The sequence below is a fragment of the Burkholderia sp. B21-005 genome (assembly GCF_020843965.1).
GTDB classification, from domain to species: Bacteria; Pseudomonadota; Gammaproteobacteria; order Burkholderiales; family Burkholderiaceae; genus Burkholderia; species Burkholderia ambifaria.
The window spans coordinates 1,963,798-1,981,798 of the sequence record NZ_CP086302.1 but is presented as its reverse complement, the minus strand read 5'-3'; the positions used below and the strand labels follow the sequence as shown (position 1 = coordinate 1,981,798).

Genomic DNA, 18,001 nt, shown 5'->3' with positions numbered 1-18,001 from the left:
GAGCAAAACACGGGAAACGGGAGGCGCGATGACGCGAAGGTGGGAAGGGACGATATCCGGATGGCTGCGCGCATGTCTTTACGCATGCGTGCTGGCCGCGTGCGTGCCGGTCGCCGCACAGACGACCGACGTGCCGCAGCCGTGGATCAGCTACGCCCAGCTCGTCGGTCGTCAGTTCCAGGCGTGGCTCGAAGCGGACGGCGACGCGGCCGACCGGCTGCATCGGTATCTGGAAGCGCGCGTGCTGAACGCGAGCGCCGATGCGCCGCCGCCGGCGATCGTCGTGCGCGCGTGGATCGGGGCGAACGGCGCGGTGACGCGGATCGAGTTCGCGTCGCTCGGCTCGGCCGACGCGGATGCGACGCTGCGGCAGTTGCTGACCGCGAGTCCGCTCGCCGAAGCGCCGCCGCCGGACATGCTGCAGCCGCTGCGGGTGCGCTTGCGGCTGACGCCGAATCCGGAAGCGGCGGCCGGTGCGCCGGCGCCGGCGTCGGTGACGCACGCGCCGTGACGGTGCGGAGGCGGCGGTTCAACGTGTCGACGAATGGCGATAGTGCGGCAGGTGTCGCGCGGACGTAACGTGACATGGGCGGGCGTCGCCGTTTGGGCGCGGCAGGTCGGCATGCCGGGCGTCGTGCGCATGGCGGTAGCGCTCGCGTTGGCTGCCGGATCGCCGTTGCCGCCGGCCGCCGGGGCTGAACCGGCCGCGCTGCTCGCGGCATCCACACCCACGTCCTTATCCGCACCGGCACCGGCATTACCGCCCGCGCCCGTGCCGATACCGGCACCGATACCGGCACCGATACCAGCACCGATACCAGCACCAGCACCTGCACCAGCACCAGCACCAGCACCAGCACCAGCACCAGCACCAGCACCAGCACCAGCACCAGCACCAGCACCAGCACCAGCACCAGCACCAGCACCAGCACCAGCACCAGCACCAGCACCAGCACCAGCACCAGCACCAGCACCAGCACCAGCACCAGCACCAGCACCCGTGCCAGCACCCGTGCCAGTGCCGACAACGGCGCCCACACACCTCGACGCCACCACCCTCGACGTGAACGCTACCGGCATCTTCATCAACGACGCCGGCGATGTACTGACCGCAAGGCACGTCGTCGCCGAATGTCGGAGCCTGTTCGTGATCAAGGACGCGCGCGTCGCACGAGCGCGGATCAAGGTGCTCGGCACCGACCACGATCTCGCGGTCGTCGGCAGCGCGCTGCGGCCGTTGCTTGCCGCCGCGTTCGCGCATACGCCGCCGGGCGGCGGCGCGCAACTCGTCTTCGCGGCCGGCTATGACGCGCTGCGCCGGATGCCCGACCGCGCGACGGCGGTTTTCAACGGAATGACGCGGCCCGGTGCGGCGCGCGCCGACGATCTCACGCTGCTGTTGCCGGCGACGCACGGCGCAAGCGGCGCGGCCGTGCTCGATCAAGCGGGCCGCGTGATCGGCATCGTTACGGACCGCGCCGACGTATCGGCCGGCGACCCGCGCGCGATCGCGACGCGCGCCGATGCCGCGCGTTACGTGATCGCGGTGCCGGTCGACGCCGTCAAGACCTTCCTGCACGCAAACGGCATTCCGTATGAAGAAACCGACGCGCCGCAACTCGAACCGCTGCAGCCGCATGCGACACGCGCCGCGACGCTGCAGGTCGGGATCCTGTGCGGCGGGTGACGAGCGCCTGCCCATCCCGCGCGTCATCGAGCTGATCGCCTGTCGCCGCCGCACCCGACGACGTTCCGGTGGGCAGTCCTGTCTATCACTGTTATTCTTTCGATCGCATCAGGCTATATGACAGTCCGGCTGTCCGGTCGGGCGCACCGAGCCGTCGGCCGCCTGCGCCGGATCGTGTTGATCCGGTCCGGTCGAAAATCCATAATCAAGCATTGCGGGTCTTTCGTGAACGCTTCCATTCCGTCCATGTGCACAGGGTCAATCCAACGATGAGCGGTGCACCGAAATCGCCGGCGAAGCCGGCAAGCGCGCCGCGCGCGACAGCCAGCGACGACGTCGACCACGACGCGTCGAAGCCGGGCGCGGGCGACGACGAAGCGTCCGGCGGCGCGTCGTCGTATCTGGTTCCAGGCCTCGAACGCGGGCTGCGGATCCTCGCCGAATTCTCCGCGCGCGAGCCGGTGCTTGGCGCGCCCGAGCTGTCCAAGCGCATCGGCATCCCGCGCACGACCACCTTCCGTCTGCTGCAGACGCTCGAAGCGCTCGGCTTTCTCGAGCGCGTGAACGGCGACCGCTATTTCCGGCTCGGTGTCGGCGTGATGCGGCTCGGCTTCGAATACCTGAATTCGCTGGAACTGACCGACCTCGGCGCGCCCGTGCTCGAACGGCTGCGCGACGCGACGGGCCTGTCGACGCACCTGCTGATCCGCGACCAGCGGGATGTCGTGTTCGTCGCGAAGGCCCAGAGCAACACGTCGATGTTCGGTTCGGTGAAGGTGCACGTCGGCACGCGGCTGCCCGCGCATGCGACCGTGCACGGCCACGTGCTGATGGGCGACCTCACGCGCGACGCGTTGCGTCAGCTGTATCCGGAAAAGCGGCTCGAGCAGTTCACCGAGCGCACGCCGGGCTCCGTCGACGAATTGTATGAGCGCGTGCGTCATTACGCGCGGCTCGGTTACGCGGTCAGCGAGGCCGCGTTCGAGAGCGGCATCTCGGCGGTGACCGCGCCCGTGCGCGACCATTCGGGCGCGATCGTCTCGGCCATCACGGCGACGGTGCCGCGCTCGGAAATCGGCGAGGCCGGCGAGAAGGAGCGGCTCGTCGAAGCGGTATGCGGCGCGGCGGTCGACCTGTCGCAGCGCCTGAACTACCGGCCGCTCGAAAGCGACCCGACGTTCGCGCACGCGCGCCACCGGGTCGCGATGTTCTGACCCGTCGAGCAGGCCGCGTCACGCGGCTTTGCCAGCAAAAAAAGAGCAGCCCAAGGGCTGCTCTTTTCGTTTTCGTCATCGGGCGCGTGCGCCCGTCGCCGCTCAGAACGAGTGATGAATGCCGGTCAGCACGACCACCTGGTTCGCGGTGCTCGACGTGCCGGCCGTGAAGAACGCGGCCTTCGCACCGCCCGAGCCGTGCTCGAACAGCACGTTTGCATAGAGCTGCGTGCGCTTGGACAGCGAATAGATATCGCCGAGCTCGACCTGCGTCCAGCGGCGGCCGGCCAGCGTCGTCGTCGCCGCACCGCCGGCAATCGTGTTGAACGCGCTGCTGCGATAGTTCACGCCCGCGTCGTAGCTCTGGAACGTGTCGGAAAACCCGTTCGACTGCATCTTCACGCGCGTGTAGAGGCCGTGCACGAGGAAGTCGCCGATCTGGTACGACGCGCCCGCGCCGATGTTCTCGACCTTGTTCGCCAGGTAGCCGTTCGCGGTGTTTTGTCCCTGGAACGACGTGATCCCCGTCTGGCTGATCAGGATCGAGCGGTCGTGCTCGTTCGAGTACACGGCTGACGCCTTGAACGGCCCGTTCGCATAGTTCAGCGCGACGCCGACCGACTTGCCGGTCGAGAAGTTCGTCGTGTTGCCGAGCGCCATCGTCGCTGCGGCCGAGAAGCCGCCGAAGCTCGGCGAACGGTACTTGACCGCGTTGTTGTACGGCACGTTGCCGGTCGCGGCGAGCCCGTCGATGTTGCCGGGATGGAACGCATACCAGCTCATCGCGAGGTACGCGGTGCTGAGCGGATCGAGATAGTCGAACGTCAGCGGCGTCTGGCGGCCGAGCGTCAGCGTGCCGAAGCGCTCCGAGCTGAGCCCGACGAACGCCGCGCGGTTCCAGATCGTGTTCGCGGTCGCGAACTGACCGTTGTTCGTATAGAAGCCGTTTTCCAGCTGGAAGATCGCCGACAGGCCGCCGCCGAGGTCTTCCTTGCCTTTCAGGCCCCACCGGTCGGGCTGCGTGTTGCCCTGGATCATTGCCCACTTCGCATGGCCGCCGACGTTGTTCACGTACGCGACGCCGGCATCCATGCTGCCGTACAGCACCACGCTGCTCTGCGCCCACGCGCCGGACACGGCGCTCATTCCGATGACTGCTGCTGCTACCGCTTGCTTGACCATTTGATCTCCTGACTCTCCAAACCTGACGGAAAACATGCCGTGGCGGCGGGCGCGGGGACGGCCGGCCGTCGCGCGTTTCTGCCACCGGGGCGGGCATTCTTTATGTTCCATATAAGGAACAACGTGCCTCTGATGGAATGGAGTATAGAGGTGTCGTGCGCCATATCAAAAATAAATTTATCGGGCCGGATGGAGATGAGGGTGATCCGCAACACGGGTTCGAGAATCCAGAAAAACGGACTTAAATACCCGCCAACAAACACAAAATTACATTTGACGCACGTTGCGGCGGAGATCGCCGACTCAACGGTCAGTGTTTTCCCTAGGACATGCAGCTTTTTGTTTTGCTCGCGGAAAGTCGCTCCTATAATCACCATCCATAAACTGCTGTTCCGGATATGGAACAATTCCGGAGCGAACCGAGAGTCGATCAGAAGGAAGGTTTGAGATGTCTGAACAATGGATTTGCGCCGGGCACGCCGGCGCGCTGTCGGAAGACGCGCCGATCGAGTTCAAGCGGACCGACGGCGTCGAAATCGGGATCTACCGCGTCGGTGACGAGGTGTATGCGCTCGAGAACGTGTGCCCGCATGCCTATGCGTTGCTGACGCAGGGCTTCGTCGACGAGGGCACGGTCGAATGCCCGCTGCACGAGGCCGTGTTCGACATCAAGACGGGCGAATGCCTGAAGGGCCCGGGCGGGCGCGCGCTGAAGCAGTACGCGGTGCGCCTGGCCGGCGAGGAAATCCAGATCAAGGTGGAATGACATGAAAGAAGCGACCGTCAACTTCAATCCCTTCCTGAAGCCGTGGGTGGCGCCGCAGCCGAACAACGTCGCCGGCAAGGGGCAGATCGAGATCCCCGGCCAGGTCGAGAACCAGGTCTGGCAGAACCGCAAGGCCGCGCCGACCCAGTACGAGAACGATCTCGGCGATGCGCTCGAACGCGTGTTCGAGAGCGGCGCGACCGAGCTGGACGATGTCGTCGCGGGCCTGAACCGCATCGGCTTCCGTGCGCCGGACGGCACGGCATGGACACCTGAGCGCTTCCGCGCCGAAATGGCCTCGCTGGCGGAATGAGCGCGCGAGCCGCGTGACCGCCGACCCGACGACAACCGCATCCGGAGCACACTGATGACGTCCCCCGCACAACACGAAGTCCAACACGACCCGGTCCGCGCCTACCTCGACCGCGGCATCAAGAACTACTGGTATCCCGTCGCCCCGAGCTGGCAGGTGTCGAACGCGCCCGTCGGCCTCACGCGCCTGTCCGAGCAGATCGTGCTGTGGCGTGATCACGAGGGCAAGGTCCACGCGCTGGAGGATCGCTGCCCGCACCGCGGCGCGCGCCTGTCGCTCGGCTGGAACCTCGGCGGCAACATTGCCTGCTGGTATCACGGCGTCGAAATCGACGGCGGCGGCACGGTCAACCGCGTGCCGGCCGTGTCGAACTGTCCGCTCGAAGGGATGAAGTGCGTGAAGTCGTATCCGGTCGAGGAGAAGGCCGGCGCGATCTTCCTGTGGTTCGGCGACGAAGCGCACGGCGAGCCGGCGCCGCTGAATCTGCCGGAAGAACTGGTCGACGCCGAGTACGGCCACTTCCTGTGCGTGTCGAACTGGAAGTGCAATTACCAGTACGCGATCGACAACGTGATGGACCCGATGCACGGCGCGTACCTGCACGCGACGTCGCACTCGATGGCTGAAGGCGACAAGCAGGCCGACATGCGCGTGCGCAAGACGGAAACGGGCCTGATGTTCGAGAAGGTCGGCCAGCGCGACGTGAACTTCGACTGGGTCGAGCTCGGCGAAACCGGCTGCCTGTGGATGCGCCTCGCGATTCCGTACAAGCAGAAGTTCGGCCCGGGCGGCAACTTCGGGATCATCGGCTTCGCGACGCCGGTCGACGGCGACAACTGCCAGGTCTACTTCTGGCGCACCCGCAAGGTCAGCGGCTGGCAGCGCGACGTGTGGCGCTTCATGTACCGCAACCGCCTCGAGGGCCTGCACTGGGACGTGCTCGAGCAGGACCGCTACGTCCTCGAAAGCCTCGCGCCGCATGCACGCGATCACGAATACCTGTACCAGCACGACGTCGGCATCACGCGCGTGCGCCGGATGCTGCGCCAGCGCGCGCAGGAACACCTGTCCGCGCTCGACGCGCACCGTGCGGCACACGCCGCGGCGGAGCCCGCGAATGGCTGAGTTCGCTCCGGTCGTGTCGCTGCCGGGGCGCCGCGTGCTCGTCACCGGCGGCGCCCGCGGTCTCGGCGCGGCGTTCGTGAAGGCGCTGGTCGCAGCGGGCGCGCAGGTCGCGTTCGGCGACGTGCTCGCCGAAGAGGGCCGCGCGCTGGCCGCGCAGCTCACACAAGCCGGCCACACCGCGCATTTCTTCGCGCTCGACCTGGCCGATCCGGCGAGCGTCGACGCATTCGTCGCGCAGGGCGCGGCGGCGCTCGGCGGCATCGACGCGCTGATCAACAACGCGGCGATCACGAACTCGGGCGGCAGGCTGTCGACGGAACTCGACGTGCCGACCTGGGATGCCGTGATGAACGTGAACGTGCGCGGCGTGTGGCTCGTCAGCAATGCGGCGCTGCCGCACCTCGCGCGCTCGGGCCGCGGCGCGATCGTGAACCTCGCGTCGGACACCGCGCTGTGGGGCGCGCCGAAGCTGCTCGCGTACGTCGCCAGCAAGGGCGCCGTGATCGCGATGACGCATGCGCAGGCACGCGAGTTCGGCGCGCACGGCGTGACGGTCAACGCGATCGCGCCGGGGCTCACCGAAGTCGAGGCGACGGCCTACGTGCCGGCCGAACGGCATGCGTTCTACATGCAGGGCCGCGCGCTGACGCGCGCGCAGATGCCCGACGACGTGACGGGCCCCGTGCTGTTCCTGCTGTCGGACGGCGCGCGCTTCGTGACGGGTCAGCTGCTGCCGGTGAACGGCGGCTTCGTAATGAATTGATTTGAATTGAATTGAAGTTTTCACTCTGAATGAAGGAGAGGACGATGGCGGATGCAGATCTCGAACGCAAGTCGTGGGACCAGCCGGATGACGCAAGCTTCGGCGACTGGATGGAAGGGCGCGTCGCGCGCTACGCGACGCGGCGCTACGACTGGGACGCGCTGAAGTTCCAGGCCGACTACGACCCGAAGTACCGCCGTGCGCAGATGCGCTACGTCGGCACGGGCGGCACGGGCGTCGCGAAGGACGTCAACACGGTGCCGGCCGGCAACTTCACGTTTTCGACGATGGTCATCCCGGCCGGCAACATCGGCCCGAGCCACATCCACACCGACGTCGAGGAAATCTTCTTCGTGCTGCGCGGCAAGATGAAGGTGATCTGCGAGCGCGACGGCGAGACCTGGGAAGCGATCCTCGGCGAGCGCGACCTGATCTCGGTGCCGCCGGGCGTGTACCGCACGGAAATCAACATCGGCGAGGAAGACGCGCTGATGTGCGTGATGCTCGGTTCGGCGAAGCCCATCACGCCGACCTATCCGCCGGATTCGCCGCTCGCGAAGATCAAGCGCTGAGACGGGGCGGAGCCAAGCAATGAGTGTCATCGACAAACGTGAACGCGACCGCACCGCGGCGTTCGCCGCGCTGCTCGGGCAATTTCCCGAACAGCGCTGCGCGGCCGGCGCGGCGGGCACGATCGGTTATCGCGAGGCCGGCGCGCAGCATGCGGGCCACGCGCTGCCCGTCGTGCTGCTGCACGGGATCGGCTCGGGCGCCGCATCGTGGGTGTGCCAGCTCGACACGCTCGGCGCGTCGCGACGCGTGCTTGCGTGGGATGCGCCCGGCTACGGCGTGTCGACCCCGGTGCACGGCGCGTCGCCGACCGCCGCCGATTACGCGGCGTCGCTGAACGCGTGGCTCGAGGCACTCGGCATCGAACGCTGCGTGCTGGTCGGGCATTCGCTCGGCGCGATCATCGCGGGCGGCTTGTCCCGCCTGATGCCCGCGCGGATCGCTGGCCTGCTGCTGATCTCGCCCGCGGGCGGCTACGGCCGCGCGCCCGCCGAAACGCGCGACACGCGCCGCGACGCGCGCCTCGCGATGCTCGAGGCACTCGGTCCGGCCGGGCTCGCCGAGCAGCGCAGCGGCAACATGCTGTCGGGTTTTGCGAGCGAGGATGCGCGTGCGTGGGTGCGCTGGAACATGGCGCGCATCGTGCCGGCCGGCTATGCACAGGCCACGCATCTGCTCGCGAACGCCGATCTCGCGACCGATCTCGCCGGCTTTCGCGGCCGCACGGCCGTGGCCGTCGGCGCGAACGACGCGATCACGCCGCCCGCCGCGTGCGAGCGGATCGCCGCGGCCGCGCAGGTCGAGCTGCAGGTGATTCCGCAGGCCGGCCATGCCGGCTACGTGGAAGCGCCGGCCGTCTATTCGTCGCTCATCGACGCGTTCTGCCGTCAGTGCGACACGCAGCGAGGTATGGCATGAGCGAACCGCTGCAACAACCAGAATCCGAGAGCACCAAGGCCGACGCCGGCTACGTGGTGCCGGGCCTCGAACGCGGCCTGCGGATCCTCGCCGAATTCTCGCCGCGCGAGCCGGTGCTCGGCGCGCCGGAGCTGTCCAAGCGCCTCGGCATTCCGCGCACGACGGTGTTCCGTCTGCTGCAGACGCTCGAATCGCTCGGCTTTCTCGAGCGGGCGGACAAGGACCGCAACTACAAGCTCGGCATCGCCGTGCTGCGGCTCGGCTTCGAATACCTGAGCTCGCTGGAGTTGACCGATCTCGGTCTGCCGGTGATCGAGAGCCTGCGCGACGCGACCGGCTTCACGACGCACATCGTGATCCGCGACGGCCGCGACGTGGTGTTCGTCGCGAAGGCGCAGTGCCAGTCGCCGGGGTTCAGCGCGATTCGCGTGAACGTCGGCACGCGGCTGCCCGCGCATGCGACGACCCACGGCCACGTGCTGATGGGCGACCTGTCGCTGAAGGAGCTGCGGGCGCTGTATCCGGAAGGCACGCTGAGCCGGATGACGAGCGCGACGCCGGAAACGGTCGACGCGCTGTACGAAGTGATCCGCGAGGATGCGCTGCGCGGCTACGGCATCAGCAATTCGTCGTTCGAGCGCGGTATCTCGGTGGTCACGGCGCCGGTGCGCAACGACACGCAGAAGATCGTCGCGTGCATCACGGTGACGGTGCCGCGGCCGGAAATCGACGCGGCGCTGATCGCCGACGGCCTGTTCGACAAGGTGCAGCGCGCGGCGGCGGAACTGTCGCGGCGGCTCAATTACCGCTCGGATGACGAGCACACGTTTCTGAAGGCTTTAGGACTCCGATGATTGCGATCGATCTGACCGGGCAGGTGGCGGTGGTGACGGGCGGTTCGTCCGGCATCGGCCTCGCGACTGCCGAACGGTTCCTGCAGGCCGGCGCGTCGGTCGCGATTTGCGGCCGCGACGGCGAACGCCTCGCGCGCGCCGAAGCGGCGCTCGGCGAGAAATACCCGGGCGCGCAACTGCTCGCCGTGCGTTGCAACGTGCTCGACGAAGCCGACGTGGCCGCGTTCGCGCAGGCCGTGTCCGACCGCTTCGGCCGCGCCGACATGCTGGTCAACAACGCGGGCCAGGGCCGCGTGTCGACCTTCGCCGACACGACCGACGACGCATGGCGCGAAGAGCTCGAACTGAAGTACTTCAGCATCATCCGCCCGACGCGCGCGTTCCTGCCGCTGCTGCGCGACGCGCAGGCACCGACGATCACCTGCGTGAACTCGCTGCTCGCGCTGCAGCCGGAGCCGCACATGGTCGCGACGTCGTCGGCGCGTGCGGGCGTGCTGAGCCTCGTGAAGTCGCTCGCGACCGAACTGGCGCCGCAGCGCATCCGCGTGAACTCGATCCTGATCGGCATCGTCGAGTCGGGTCAGTGGCGCCGCCGCTACGACACGCAGGCGCAGGCCGGCGAAAGCTGGGAAGACTGGACGGGCGCGCTCGCCCGTAAGAAGAACATTCCGCTGAACCGCTTCGGCAAGCCCGACGAGGCAGCCTGGGCACTTTTTTATCTCGCAACGCATCTGTCGTCCTACACGACGGGCAGCCATATCGACGTTTCTGGAGGCTTTGCACGCCATGTCTAAAAAAACCACGGTTGGCGAGCTGATTGCCGCCTTTCTCGAGCAGTGCGACGTCAAAACCGCATTCGGTGTCATCTCGATCCACAACATGCCGATCCTCGACGCGATCAACTCGCGCGGCAACATCCGGTATGTCGGCGCGCGCGGTGAAGCGGGCGCGGTGAACATGGCCGACGGCCTGGCCCGCGTGTCGGGCGGCCTCGGCGTCGCGTTCACGAGCACCGGCACGGCGGCGGGCAACGCGGCCGGCGCGATGGTCGAGGCGCTGACGGCAGGCACCGCGCTGCTGCACATCACGGGGCAGATCGAGACGCCGTACCTCGACCAGGATCTGGCCTACATCCACGAAGCGCCGGACCAGCTCACGATGCTCGACGCGATCTCGAAGGCCGCGTTCCGCGTGCGCACCGTCGAAACCGTGCTGCCGACGATCCGCGAAGCGGTGCGTATCGCGCAGACCGCGCCGACCGGCCCCGTGTCGGTCGAGATTCCGATCGACATCCAGGCCGCCGAAATCGAATGGCCGGAAGACCTCGCGCCGGCGCACGTCGCGGTGCGCGAGCACGACGACGCACGCGTCGCGAAGCTCGCCGACGCGTTGGCGGCCAAGCGCCGTCCGCTGCTGTGGCTCGGCGGCGGTGCGCGCCATGCGCGGGCGGAAGTCGAACGCCTGGTGAAGCTCGGCTTTGGCGTCGTGACGAGCGTGCAGGGCCGCGGCGTGCTGCCGGAAGATCACCCGGCGACGCTCGGTGCGTTCAACGTGCATGCGTCCGTCGAGGCGTTCTACAAGACCTGCGACGCGCTCGTCGTGGTCGGCTCGCGCCTGCGCGGCAACGAGACGCTGAAGTACAAGCTCGCGCTGCCGCAGCCGCTGTTCCGCGTCGACGCCGATGCGCTCGCCGACAACCGCGGCTATCGCAACGAGCTGTTCGTGCATGGCGACTCGAAGCGCGTGCTGGCCGAGTTGGCCGATCGCCTCGAAGGCCGCCTGTCTGTCGATCCGCAATTCGCGCTTGATCTCGCGGCGGCGCGCGAGCAGGCCGTCGCCAGCGTGGCGGAAGGCCTTGGGCCCTACAAGAAGCTCGTCGACACGCTGCAAGGGGCGGTCGGCCGCGACTACAACTGGGTGCGCGACGTGACGATCTCGAACAGCACGTGGGGCAACCGCCTGCTGAAGATCTTCGAACCGCGCGCGGGCGTGCATGCGCTCGGCGGCGGCATCGGCCAGGGCATCCAGATGGGCATCGGCGCGGCGCTGGCCGGCTCGGCCGCGAAGACGGTCTGCCTGGTCGGCGACGGCGGCCTGATGGTCAACGTCGGCGAGCTCGTGACGGCCGTGCAGGAAAACGCGAACGTGATGATCGTGCTGATGAACGACCAGTGCTACGGCGTGATCCGCAACATCCAGGACGCGCAGTACGGCGGCCGCCGCTGCTTCGTGCAGCTGCACCAACCCGATTTCGCGCAGTTCTGCGCGAGCTTCGGCCTCACGCACTACCGGATCACGTCGCTCGACCAGGCCGAAGCGATCGTGCGCGAAGGGATCGCGAAGGAAGGCCCGGTGATGGTCGAGGTCGACATGCTGTCGGTCGGCGCGTTCGCATCGAACTTCGCGGGCCCGCCGGTGAAGAAGGAAGAGCCGTCGGAGCGGCAATATGCGTAACGGACACGCACACGGGCATGCGCCCGTCGACGTCGCGATGATCGGCTTCGGCGCGATCGGTGCGGCCGTGTATCACGCGGTCGAGCACGATGCATCGTTGCGCGTCGCGCACGTGATCGTGCCGGAGCACCAGCGCGACGCGGTGCAGCGTGAGCTCGGCGGTGCGGTTGAGGTCGTGTCGTCGGTCCACGCGCTGGCCCGCCGTCCCGAGTTCGCGCTCGAATGCGCGGGTCACAGCGCGCTCGTCGATCACGTCGTGCCGCTGCTGAAGGCCGGCACCGACTGCGCGGTCGCGTCGATCGGCGCGTTGTCCGATCTCGCGCTGCTCGACGTGCTGTCGCAGGCCGCCGACGAAGGCGACGCGACGCTGACGCTGTTGTCCGGCGCGATCGGCGGGATCGACGCGCTGGCGTCGGCGAAGCAGGGCGGCCTCGACGAGGTGCTGTACGTCGGCCGCAAGCCGCCGCTCGGCTGGCTCGGCACACCCGCCGAGGAATTGTGCGACCTGCGTGCGATGACCGAGGAGAAGGTGATCTTCGAAGGCACCGCACGCGACGCCGCGCGGCTGTATCCGAAGAACGCGAACGTCGCGGCAACCGTCGCGCTCGCGGGCCTCGGCCTCGACGCGACGCGCGTGCGCCTGATCGCCGATCCGGCCGTCACGCGCAACGTGCACCGCATCACCGCACGCGGCGCATTCGGCGAGATGTCGCTCGAAATGAGCGGCAAGCCGTTACCCGACAACCCGAAGACGTCCGCGTTGACCGCGTACTGCGCGATCCGCGCGCTGCGCAACCGCGCGGCCCGCTGCGTGATCTGAGCGGACGACGCGGCCATTCCGGTCATTCGGGCCATTCGGGCCATAGAACGGCCGCCTGCGCCACGGCGCGGGCGGCTGGCAGAGACAGATTTGTGGGACTTGTGACATGACTCCATTCGATACGAGCCTCGTACCCAACGGCGACATCCTGATCGGCGGCGAGTGGCGGCGCGGCCGCGGCACGCCTTACACGAGCATCTATCCGGCCGACCAGTCGCTGAACCTGGAAGTATCGACGGCGAACGCGCAAGACGCTGCCGACGCCGTCGTGGCCGCGGACGCCGCATGGCGTCGCGCCGACTGGGCCGGACTCAAGCCGCACCAGCGCGCGCTGGTGCTGTACCGGATCGCCGACCTGATCATGCAGCGTCACGAGGCACTCGCGAACCTGCAGCGCCGCGACAACGGCAAGCCGATCGGCGAGACGCGCGTGCTGGTCGCGAGCGCGGCCAACACGTTCCGCTATTTCGCGGCATGCCTCGAGACGCTCGACGAGGAACTGACGCCGTCACGCGGCGACTACCTGACGATGAGCGTGCACGAGCCGATCGGCGTGATCGCGGCGATCACGCCGTGGAACTCGCCGATCGCGTCCGACGCGCAGAAGCTGGCCCCGGCGCTCGCCGGCGGCAACGCGGTGGTGCTCAAGCCGGCCGAAGTCACGCCGCTCGTGTCGCTCGCGCTGGCTCGCATCTGCGAGGAGGCCGGCGTGCCGAAGGGCGTGCTGAGCGTGCTGCCGGGCAAGGGCTCGGTGATCGGCGACGTGCTGGTCCGTCATCCGCTCGTGAAGAAGGTGTCGTTTACCGGCGGCACCGAAGTGGGCCGCGGCATCGCGCGCATCGCGGCGGAAAAGCTGATGCCCGTGTCGCTGGAACTCGGCGGCAAGTCGCCGACGATCGTGTGCGACGACGCGGATCTCGATCACGCGGTGAACGGCGTGCTGTACGGCATCTTCAGCTCGTCGGGCGAGGCCTGCATCGCGGGTTCGCGGCTGTTCGTGCAGCGCGCGGTGTACGACGAATTCATGCAGCGGCTGGTCGCCGGCGCACGCAAGCTGCGCGTGGGCGACCCGACGCGGCCCGACACGCAGATGGGCCCGCTGATCAGCGCGAAGCATCGCGAATCGGTGGAGCGCTACGTCGCGCTCGGGCTGGAAGAAGGCGGGCGCCTGCTGTGCGGCGGCGAGCGGCCGTCCGGCGACGGGCGGGAGGACGGCTTCTTCTACCAGCCGACGATTCTCGAAGGCTTGCCGAACGGCGCCCGCATCTGCCAGGAAGAAATCTTCGGGCCGGTGCTCGTCGCGATGCCGTTCGACGACGAAGCGTCGCTGATCGCGCAGGCGAACGACAGCGTGTTCGGCCTCGCCGCCGGCATCTGGACGCGCGACTACAAGCGCGCCTGGCGCATCGCGCGCGCGCTCGAGACGGGCACCGTGTGGATCAACACATACAAGCTGTTCTCGATCTCCACGCCGTTCTCGGGCTGGAAGGAGAGCGGGATGGGCCGCGAGAAGGGACGTCTCGGGATCCGCGAGTACATGCAGCAGAAGAGCCTCTACTGGGGCTTGAACGACGCGCCGCTGCCGTGGGCGAACTGAGCGAAGGGGAATGACGCAATGAGCATCTTGGGTATCGAGCAGATCACGTACGGTGTCGACGACCTCGCGACGTGCCGGCGCTTTTTCGCCGACTGGGGGCTGAAGGAAGTCGCGCACGACGACACGCGCGCACGTTTCGAGACGATGAACGGCTGCACCGTGCTGGTCGTGAAGGCCGACGATCCGTCGCTGCCGCCCGCGTTCGAAGTGGGGCCGACGCTGCGTGAAGTCACGTGGGGCGTCGCGACGCGGCAGGAACTCGACGCGCTGCGCACGAAGCTGGCCGGCCAGCCCGGCTATTACGCACAGGACGATGCGGTGGGCTGCATCGATCCGAACGGGATGGCGATCCGCATCGAGGTGACGCGCAAGCGCGCGCTCGACATCACCGGCTCGCCGTCGAACGTGTGGGGCCAGACGGCGCGCGTCGACCAGCCGAGCCCGATCTATGCGCGCGCCGAGCCGGTCGAGGTCGGGCACGTCGTGTTCTTCACGAACTGCCTCGACGCGCAGGAAAAGTTCTATCACGAGCTGCTCGGCTTCGAGACGTCGGACCGCTATCCGGGCCGCGGCGCGTTCATGCGCTGCGCGCCGCACGGCGGTCACCACGACCTGTTCCTGCTCGCGCTGCCGAATGGCAAGCGCGGCCTGAACCACGTCGCGTTCACCGTGCGCGACATCCATGAAGTGTTCGGCGGCGGCATGCACATCGATCGCTGCGGCTGGGAAACGCAGCTCGGCCCGGGGCGTCACCCGGTGTCGTCCGCGTACTTCTGGTACTTCCAGAATCCGGCCGGCGCGCTGATCGAGTATTACGCGGATGAAGACGTGCTGACACCGGAATGGCAGCCGCGCGAATTCGAACCGGGCCCGACCGTGTTCGCCGAATGGGCCGTTGACGGCGGCCTCGACGGCAACACGCGCCGGCAGAAGAACGCGAAGGCGCCGGAAGGCAAGTTCATGACGGAGCGCAAATCATGACCGAAGCGAACACACAGGAGCAGCCCGCGCCCGGTACGGTCGTCGTGATCGGCGGCGGCCAGGCCGCCGGCTGGGTGCTGAAGACGCTGCGCGCGGAAGGGTTCGCGGGCCGCCTCGTGATGATCGCCGACGAGCCGCACCTGCCGTACGAGCGTCCGCCGCTGTCGAAGGCCGTGCTGGCCGGCGAAGCCGATATCGAGACCGTGCGCGTCGTGCGCCCGGACGAATTCGACACGCTGAACGTCGAGGCATGGCAGCCGGAACGCGCGGCGTCGATCGACCGTGCGCGCCGCGTGGTGAAAACCGAAAGCGGTCGCGAGATCGAGTACGACCGCCTCGTGATCGCGACCGGCGGCACGTCGCGCCGCTTGCCCGATGCGATCGTCAAGACGTCGAACCTGCACTACCTGCGCACGCTTGACGAAGCGGCCGCGCTCGGCGAGAAGCTGCGTGCGAGCCGGCGCGTGCTCGTGATCGGCGGCGGCTGGATCGGCCTCGAGGTCGCGGCGACCGCGCGCAAGCTCGGTGTCGAGGCCGTCGTCGTCGAAGGCGCGCCGCGTCTGTGCGGGCGCTCGGTGCCGCAGATCGTGTCGGACTTCCTGCTCGACCTGCATCGCGCGAACGGTGTCGACGTGCGTCTCGGCGCGGCGCTCGCATCGCTCGACGCGCAGCCGGACGACGCATCGAAGGTGCGCGCGACGCTGGCCGACGGCACGACGATCGACGCCGATTTCGCGGTGGCCGGCATCGGCCTCGCGCTGAACGCGTCGCTCGCGAGCGACGCGGGGCTGGCGCTCGACGACGGCATCGTCGTCGACGAATTCGGCGCGACCAGCGACCCGGCGATCTTCGCGTGCGGCGACGTCGCGAACCATCACAACGGCTGGCTGAAGCGGCGCGTGCGGCTCGAATCGTGGGCGAACGCGCAGAACCAGGCGATCGCGGCCGCGAAGGCCGTGCTCGGCGTGCGTGCGCCGTATGCGGAAATTCCGTGGTTCTGGTCCGATCAGTACGACGTGAACCTGCAGATCCTCGGCGATCTGCCGGCCGATGCGCAGCTCGTCGTGCGCGGCGATCTCGCCGCGCGCCGCGCGACGCTGTTTTTCTTGGGCGATGGACATGTGAGAGGTGTCATCGCCATCAACAACGCACGCGAGCTGAAGCTCGCACGCAAGTGGATGAACCAGGGCCGGGCAGTGGATACGGAAGCCCTGGCGGACACGACCAAAGCGCTTGCCTGACCGGCGAAACGATCCAGGAGACTCCCCGCATGAGCACTTTCGACAACGTCGTGGCCGGCAGGGCCACGATGGAAGCTGCCGCCTCCACGCCCGGCGCGATCATCGCGCGGCTCGAGCGGCTTCCGGCCAACGCGATGCAGATTCGCGCGCGCGTGCTGATCGGCACCGCGACGTTCTTCGACGGCTTCGACGTGATCACGATCGCGGCGACGCTGCCTTTGCTGATTCACAAGTGGGGGCTGTCGCCGACGCAGATCGGCATGCTGATCGCGTCCGGCGCGATCGGCCAGCTGATCGGCGCGTTCCTGTTTCCCGCGCTCGCGGAGAAGCATGGCCGCGTGAAGGCGATCGCGTGGAGTTCCGCCGTGATCGGCGTCACCAGCATCGCGTGCGGCTTCGCGCCGACGTTCGAGATCTTCGTGCTGCTGCGGATCCTGCAGGGGCTCGGGCTGGGCGGCGAGCTGCCGGTCGCCGCGACCTACATCAACGAGATCACGCGTGCGCACGGCCGCGGCCGTTTCGTGCTGCTGTACGAGATCGTGTTCCCGATCGGCCTGCTGGTGTCGATGGCGCTCGGCGCGTGGCTCGTGCCGCGGTTCGGCTGGGAAATCATGTACTTCGTCGGCGGGCTGCCGCTGATCCTCGCGCTGGTGCTCACGCGCCTCGTGCCGGAATCGCCGCGCTGGCTCGCGTCGCGCGGGCGGCTCGCGGAAGCGGGGCGTGCGGTCGGCGTGTTCGAAGCGTCGGTGCGCGGCGAGCTGCCGCCGGCCACCCAGGCGGCCGCGTTCGACGAGATGGTGCGCCAGCATCCGAAGCGCCGGATGAGCGACCTGTTCAGCGCCGCGTATCGCAAGCGCACGCTCGCGGTGGCGACGCTGTGGGCGACCTGCGGGTTCATCCAGTATGGTCTGTCCACGTGGCTGCCGACGATCTACAAGAACTTCTATCATGCGCCGCTGCAGCTCGCGCTGAATCTCGCGGTGATCGGCTCGGTGATGGGCGTGCTCGGTTCGCTCGCGTCGGCGCTGCTCGTCGACAAGCTCGGCCGCAAGCCGGTGATCGTCTGGTCGTTCGTGCTGTGCGCGCTGTCGCTGGCGCTTGCGGGCGTCTATCACGCATCGTCGGTGTATGTCGTCGCGATCTTCTGCTCGCTGTCGCTGGGGCTGATGGCATCGGGCTTCATCACGGCGTACGTCTATACGCCGGAGCAGTATCCGACGAGCATCCGCGCGTCCGGCTGCGGGCTCGGCAGCGCATGGCTGAAGATCGCATCGTTCGCCGCGCCGATGATCGTGCCGCACGCGATCATCGGCGGCAACCTCGCGCCGGCGTTCTACCTGATCGGCATTGTGCCGCTGATCGCGGCGCTGACCGTCCACTTCGTCGGGATCGAGACGAAGGGCAAGGTGCTGGAGGCGCTGGAAGCATAAGCGCGGCCGGCTGCAACGGCTGCCACGGCTGATACCGAAGGCCCGGACGATGTCCGGGCCTTGTTCGTTTTCGCGCGAGGCGGCTT

Annotated in this window: 18 protein-coding genes; 17 read left to right on the top strand and 1 reads right to left on the bottom strand. The window is 68.0% G+C overall.

Annotated elements, in window-relative coordinates:
• The first annotated feature begins 28 nt into the window (after window positions 1–28).
• From LMA02_RS25330 to LMA02_RS25320, 3 genes are all read left to right on the top strand, one after another.
• Complete coding sequence (locus tag LMA02_RS25330; protein WP_228907980.1) at window positions 29–511, top strand: YbaB/EbfC family DNA-binding protein; 483 nt, start codon at window positions 29–31, stop codon at window positions 509–511.
• A 501-nt stretch (window positions 512–1,012) separates the two neighbouring features.
• Window positions 1,013–1,687 carry a S1 family peptidase gene (locus tag LMA02_RS25325; RefSeq protein WP_228907979.1) on the top strand — a complete coding sequence of 225 codons (675 nt, stop codon included), beginning with the start codon at window positions 1,013–1,015 and terminating at the stop codon, window positions 1,685–1,687.
• A gap of 269 nt (window positions 1,688–1,956) precedes the next feature.
• A complete protein-coding gene (locus tag LMA02_RS25320) occupies window positions 1,957–2,901 on the top strand; it encodes an IclR family transcriptional regulator (protein WP_228907978.1) in 945 nt (314 codons plus the stop codon).
• 102 nt (window positions 2,902–3,003) lie between these two features.
• Here the strand turns inward: LMA02_RS25320 and LMA02_RS25315 are convergent, their stop codons facing one another.
• The gene (locus LMA02_RS25315) at window positions 3,004–4,083 is read right to left on the bottom strand and encodes a porin (protein WP_228907977.1); all 1,080 of its coding nucleotides are present in this window, start codon (window positions 4,081–4,083) and stop codon (window positions 3,004–3,006) included.
• Between the two features lie 448 nt (window positions 4,084–4,531).
• Here LMA02_RS25315 and LMA02_RS25310 point away from each other — a divergent pair, with 448 nt between their 5' ends.
• The 14 genes from LMA02_RS25310 to LMA02_RS25245 all read left to right on the top strand — a co-directional run bounded on the left by LMA02_RS25310 (window position 4,532) and on the right by LMA02_RS25245 (window position 17,915).
• Window positions 4,532–4,849 (top strand): non-heme iron oxygenase ferredoxin subunit, encoded by a 318-nt coding sequence (locus LMA02_RS25310; RefSeq protein WP_006751284.1) that lies wholly within the window; start codon window positions 4,532–4,534, stop codon window positions 4,847–4,849.
• 1 nt (window position 4,850) lies between these two features.
• On the top strand, window positions 4,851–5,162 hold the full coding sequence (locus LMA02_RS25305; protein WP_006758061.1) for a recombinase-like helix-turn-helix domain-containing protein: 312 nt from the start codon (window positions 4,851–4,853) through the stop codon (window positions 5,160–5,162).
• A 54-nt stretch (window positions 5,163–5,216) separates the two neighbouring features.
• Complete coding sequence (locus LMA02_RS25300; protein WP_011659097.1) at window positions 5,217–6,287, top strand: aromatic ring-hydroxylating oxygenase subunit alpha; 1,071 nt, start codon at window positions 5,217–5,219, stop codon at window positions 6,285–6,287.
• Entirely contained in the window at window positions 6,280–7,050 is a 771-nt protein-coding gene (locus tag LMA02_RS25295) for an SDR family oxidoreductase (RefSeq protein WP_228907976.1), read from the top strand. The genes LMA02_RS25300 and LMA02_RS25295 overlap by 8 nt, the downstream gene beginning before the upstream one ends.
• A 44-nt stretch (window positions 7,051–7,094) precedes the next feature.
• On the top strand, window positions 7,095–7,622 hold the full coding sequence (locus LMA02_RS25290) for a cupin domain-containing protein (protein ID WP_006751280.1): 528 nt from the start codon (window positions 7,095–7,097) through the stop codon (window positions 7,620–7,622).
• A 19-nt stretch (window positions 7,623–7,641) separates the two neighbouring features.
• Window positions 7,642–8,538: an alpha/beta fold hydrolase gene (locus tag LMA02_RS25285; RefSeq protein WP_228907975.1), complete on the top strand. Its 897-nt coding sequence runs from the start codon at window positions 7,642–7,644 to the stop codon at window positions 8,536–8,538.
• Window positions 8,535–9,392: an IclR family transcriptional regulator gene (locus tag LMA02_RS25280; protein WP_228907974.1), complete on the top strand. Its 858-nt coding sequence runs from the start codon at window positions 8,535–8,537 to the stop codon at window positions 9,390–9,392. The genes LMA02_RS25285 and LMA02_RS25280 overlap by 4 nt, the downstream gene beginning before the upstream one ends.
• On the top strand, window positions 9,389–10,186 hold the full coding sequence (locus LMA02_RS25275; RefSeq protein ID WP_228907973.1) for an SDR family oxidoreductase: 798 nt from the start codon (window positions 9,389–9,391) through the stop codon (window positions 10,184–10,186). Before LMA02_RS25280 ends, LMA02_RS25275 begins: the two co-directional genes overlap by 4 nt.
• A complete protein-coding gene (locus tag LMA02_RS25270) occupies window positions 10,179–11,846 on the top strand; it encodes a thiamine pyrophosphate-binding protein (protein ID WP_166723280.1) in 1,668 nt (555 codons plus the stop codon). Before LMA02_RS25275 ends, LMA02_RS25270 begins: the two co-directional genes overlap by 8 nt.
• The gene (locus LMA02_RS25265; protein WP_006758069.1) at window positions 11,839–12,666 is read left to right on the top strand and encodes an aspartate dehydrogenase; all 828 of its coding nucleotides are present in this window, start codon (window positions 11,839–11,841) and stop codon (window positions 12,664–12,666) included. The genes LMA02_RS25270 and LMA02_RS25265 overlap by 8 nt, the downstream gene beginning before the upstream one ends.
• Before the next feature lie 106 nt (window positions 12,667–12,772).
• Window positions 12,773–14,263, top strand: coding sequence for an aldehyde dehydrogenase (locus LMA02_RS25260; RefSeq protein WP_228907972.1), 1,491 nt, complete (start codon window positions 12,773–12,775; stop codon window positions 14,261–14,263).
• 18 nt (window positions 14,264–14,281) lie between these two features.
• A complete protein-coding gene (locus LMA02_RS25255; protein ID WP_228907971.1) occupies window positions 14,282–15,244 on the top strand; it encodes a VOC family protein in 963 nt (320 codons plus the stop codon).
• A complete protein-coding gene (locus LMA02_RS25250; RefSeq protein WP_228907970.1) occupies window positions 15,241–16,485 on the top strand; it encodes an NAD(P)/FAD-dependent oxidoreductase in 1,245 nt (414 codons plus the stop codon). The genes LMA02_RS25255 and LMA02_RS25250 overlap by 4 nt, the downstream gene beginning before the upstream one ends.
• A gap of 29 nt (window positions 16,486–16,514) precedes the next feature.
• Window positions 16,515–17,915, top strand: coding sequence for an MFS transporter (locus tag LMA02_RS25245; RefSeq protein ID WP_166723284.1), 1,401 nt, complete (start codon window positions 16,515–16,517; stop codon window positions 17,913–17,915).
• The last annotated feature ends 86 nt before the right edge of the window (window positions 17,916–18,001 follow it).

What these genes read in the sequence shown, in the direction of transcription:
- LMA02_RS25290 (WP_006751280.1), top strand. Translation starts at nt 7,095, where the DNA reads ATGGCGGATGCAGATCTCGAACGCAAGTCGTGGGACCAGCCGGATGAC.
- LMA02_RS25245 (WP_166723284.1), top strand. Translation starts at nt 16,515, where the DNA reads ATGAGCACTTTCGACAACGTCGTGGCCGGCAGGGCCACGATGGAAGCT.
- LMA02_RS25305 (WP_006758061.1), top strand. Translation starts at nt 4,851, where the DNA reads ATGAAAGAAGCGACCGTCAACTTCAATCCCTTCCTGAAGCCGTGGGTG.
- LMA02_RS25320 (WP_228907978.1), top strand. Translation starts at nt 1,957, where the DNA reads ATGAGCGGTGCACCGAAATCGCCGGCGAAGCCGGCAAGCGCGCCGCGC.
- LMA02_RS25285 (WP_228907975.1), top strand. Translation starts at nt 7,642, where the DNA reads ATGAGTGTCATCGACAAACGTGAACGCGACCGCACCGCGGCGTTCGCC.
- LMA02_RS25315 (WP_228907977.1), bottom strand. Translation starts at nt 4,083, where the DNA reads ATGGTCAAGCAAGCGGTAGCAGCAGCAGTCATCGGAATGAGCGCCGTG.
- LMA02_RS25250 (WP_228907970.1), top strand. Translation starts at nt 15,241, where the DNA reads ATGACCGAAGCGAACACACAGGAGCAGCCCGCGCCCGGTACGGTCGTC.
- LMA02_RS25295 (WP_228907976.1), top strand. Translation starts at nt 6,280, where the DNA reads ATGGCTGAGTTCGCTCCGGTCGTGTCGCTGCCGGGGCGCCGCGTGCTC.
- LMA02_RS25330 (WP_228907980.1), top strand. Translation starts at nt 29, where the DNA reads ATGACGCGAAGGTGGGAAGGGACGATATCCGGATGGCTGCGCGCATGT.
- LMA02_RS25275 (WP_228907973.1), top strand. Translation starts at nt 9,389, where the DNA reads ATGATTGCGATCGATCTGACCGGGCAGGTGGCGGTGGTGACGGGCGGT.
- LMA02_RS25310 (WP_006751284.1), top strand. Translation starts at nt 4,532, where the DNA reads ATGTCTGAACAATGGATTTGCGCCGGGCACGCCGGCGCGCTGTCGGAA.
- LMA02_RS25300 (WP_011659097.1), top strand. Translation starts at nt 5,217, where the DNA reads ATGACGTCCCCCGCACAACACGAAGTCCAACACGACCCGGTCCGCGCC.
- LMA02_RS25260 (WP_228907972.1), top strand. Translation starts at nt 12,773, where the DNA reads ATGACTCCATTCGATACGAGCCTCGTACCCAACGGCGACATCCTGATC.
- LMA02_RS25270 (WP_166723280.1), top strand. Translation starts at nt 10,179, where the DNA reads ATGTCTAAAAAAACCACGGTTGGCGAGCTGATTGCCGCCTTTCTCGAG.
- LMA02_RS25255 (WP_228907971.1), top strand. Translation starts at nt 14,282, where the DNA reads ATGAGCATCTTGGGTATCGAGCAGATCACGTACGGTGTCGACGACCTC.
- LMA02_RS25280 (WP_228907974.1), top strand. Translation starts at nt 8,535, where the DNA reads ATGAGCGAACCGCTGCAACAACCAGAATCCGAGAGCACCAAGGCCGAC.
- LMA02_RS25265 (WP_006758069.1), top strand. Translation starts at nt 11,839, where the DNA reads ATGCGTAACGGACACGCACACGGGCATGCGCCCGTCGACGTCGCGATG.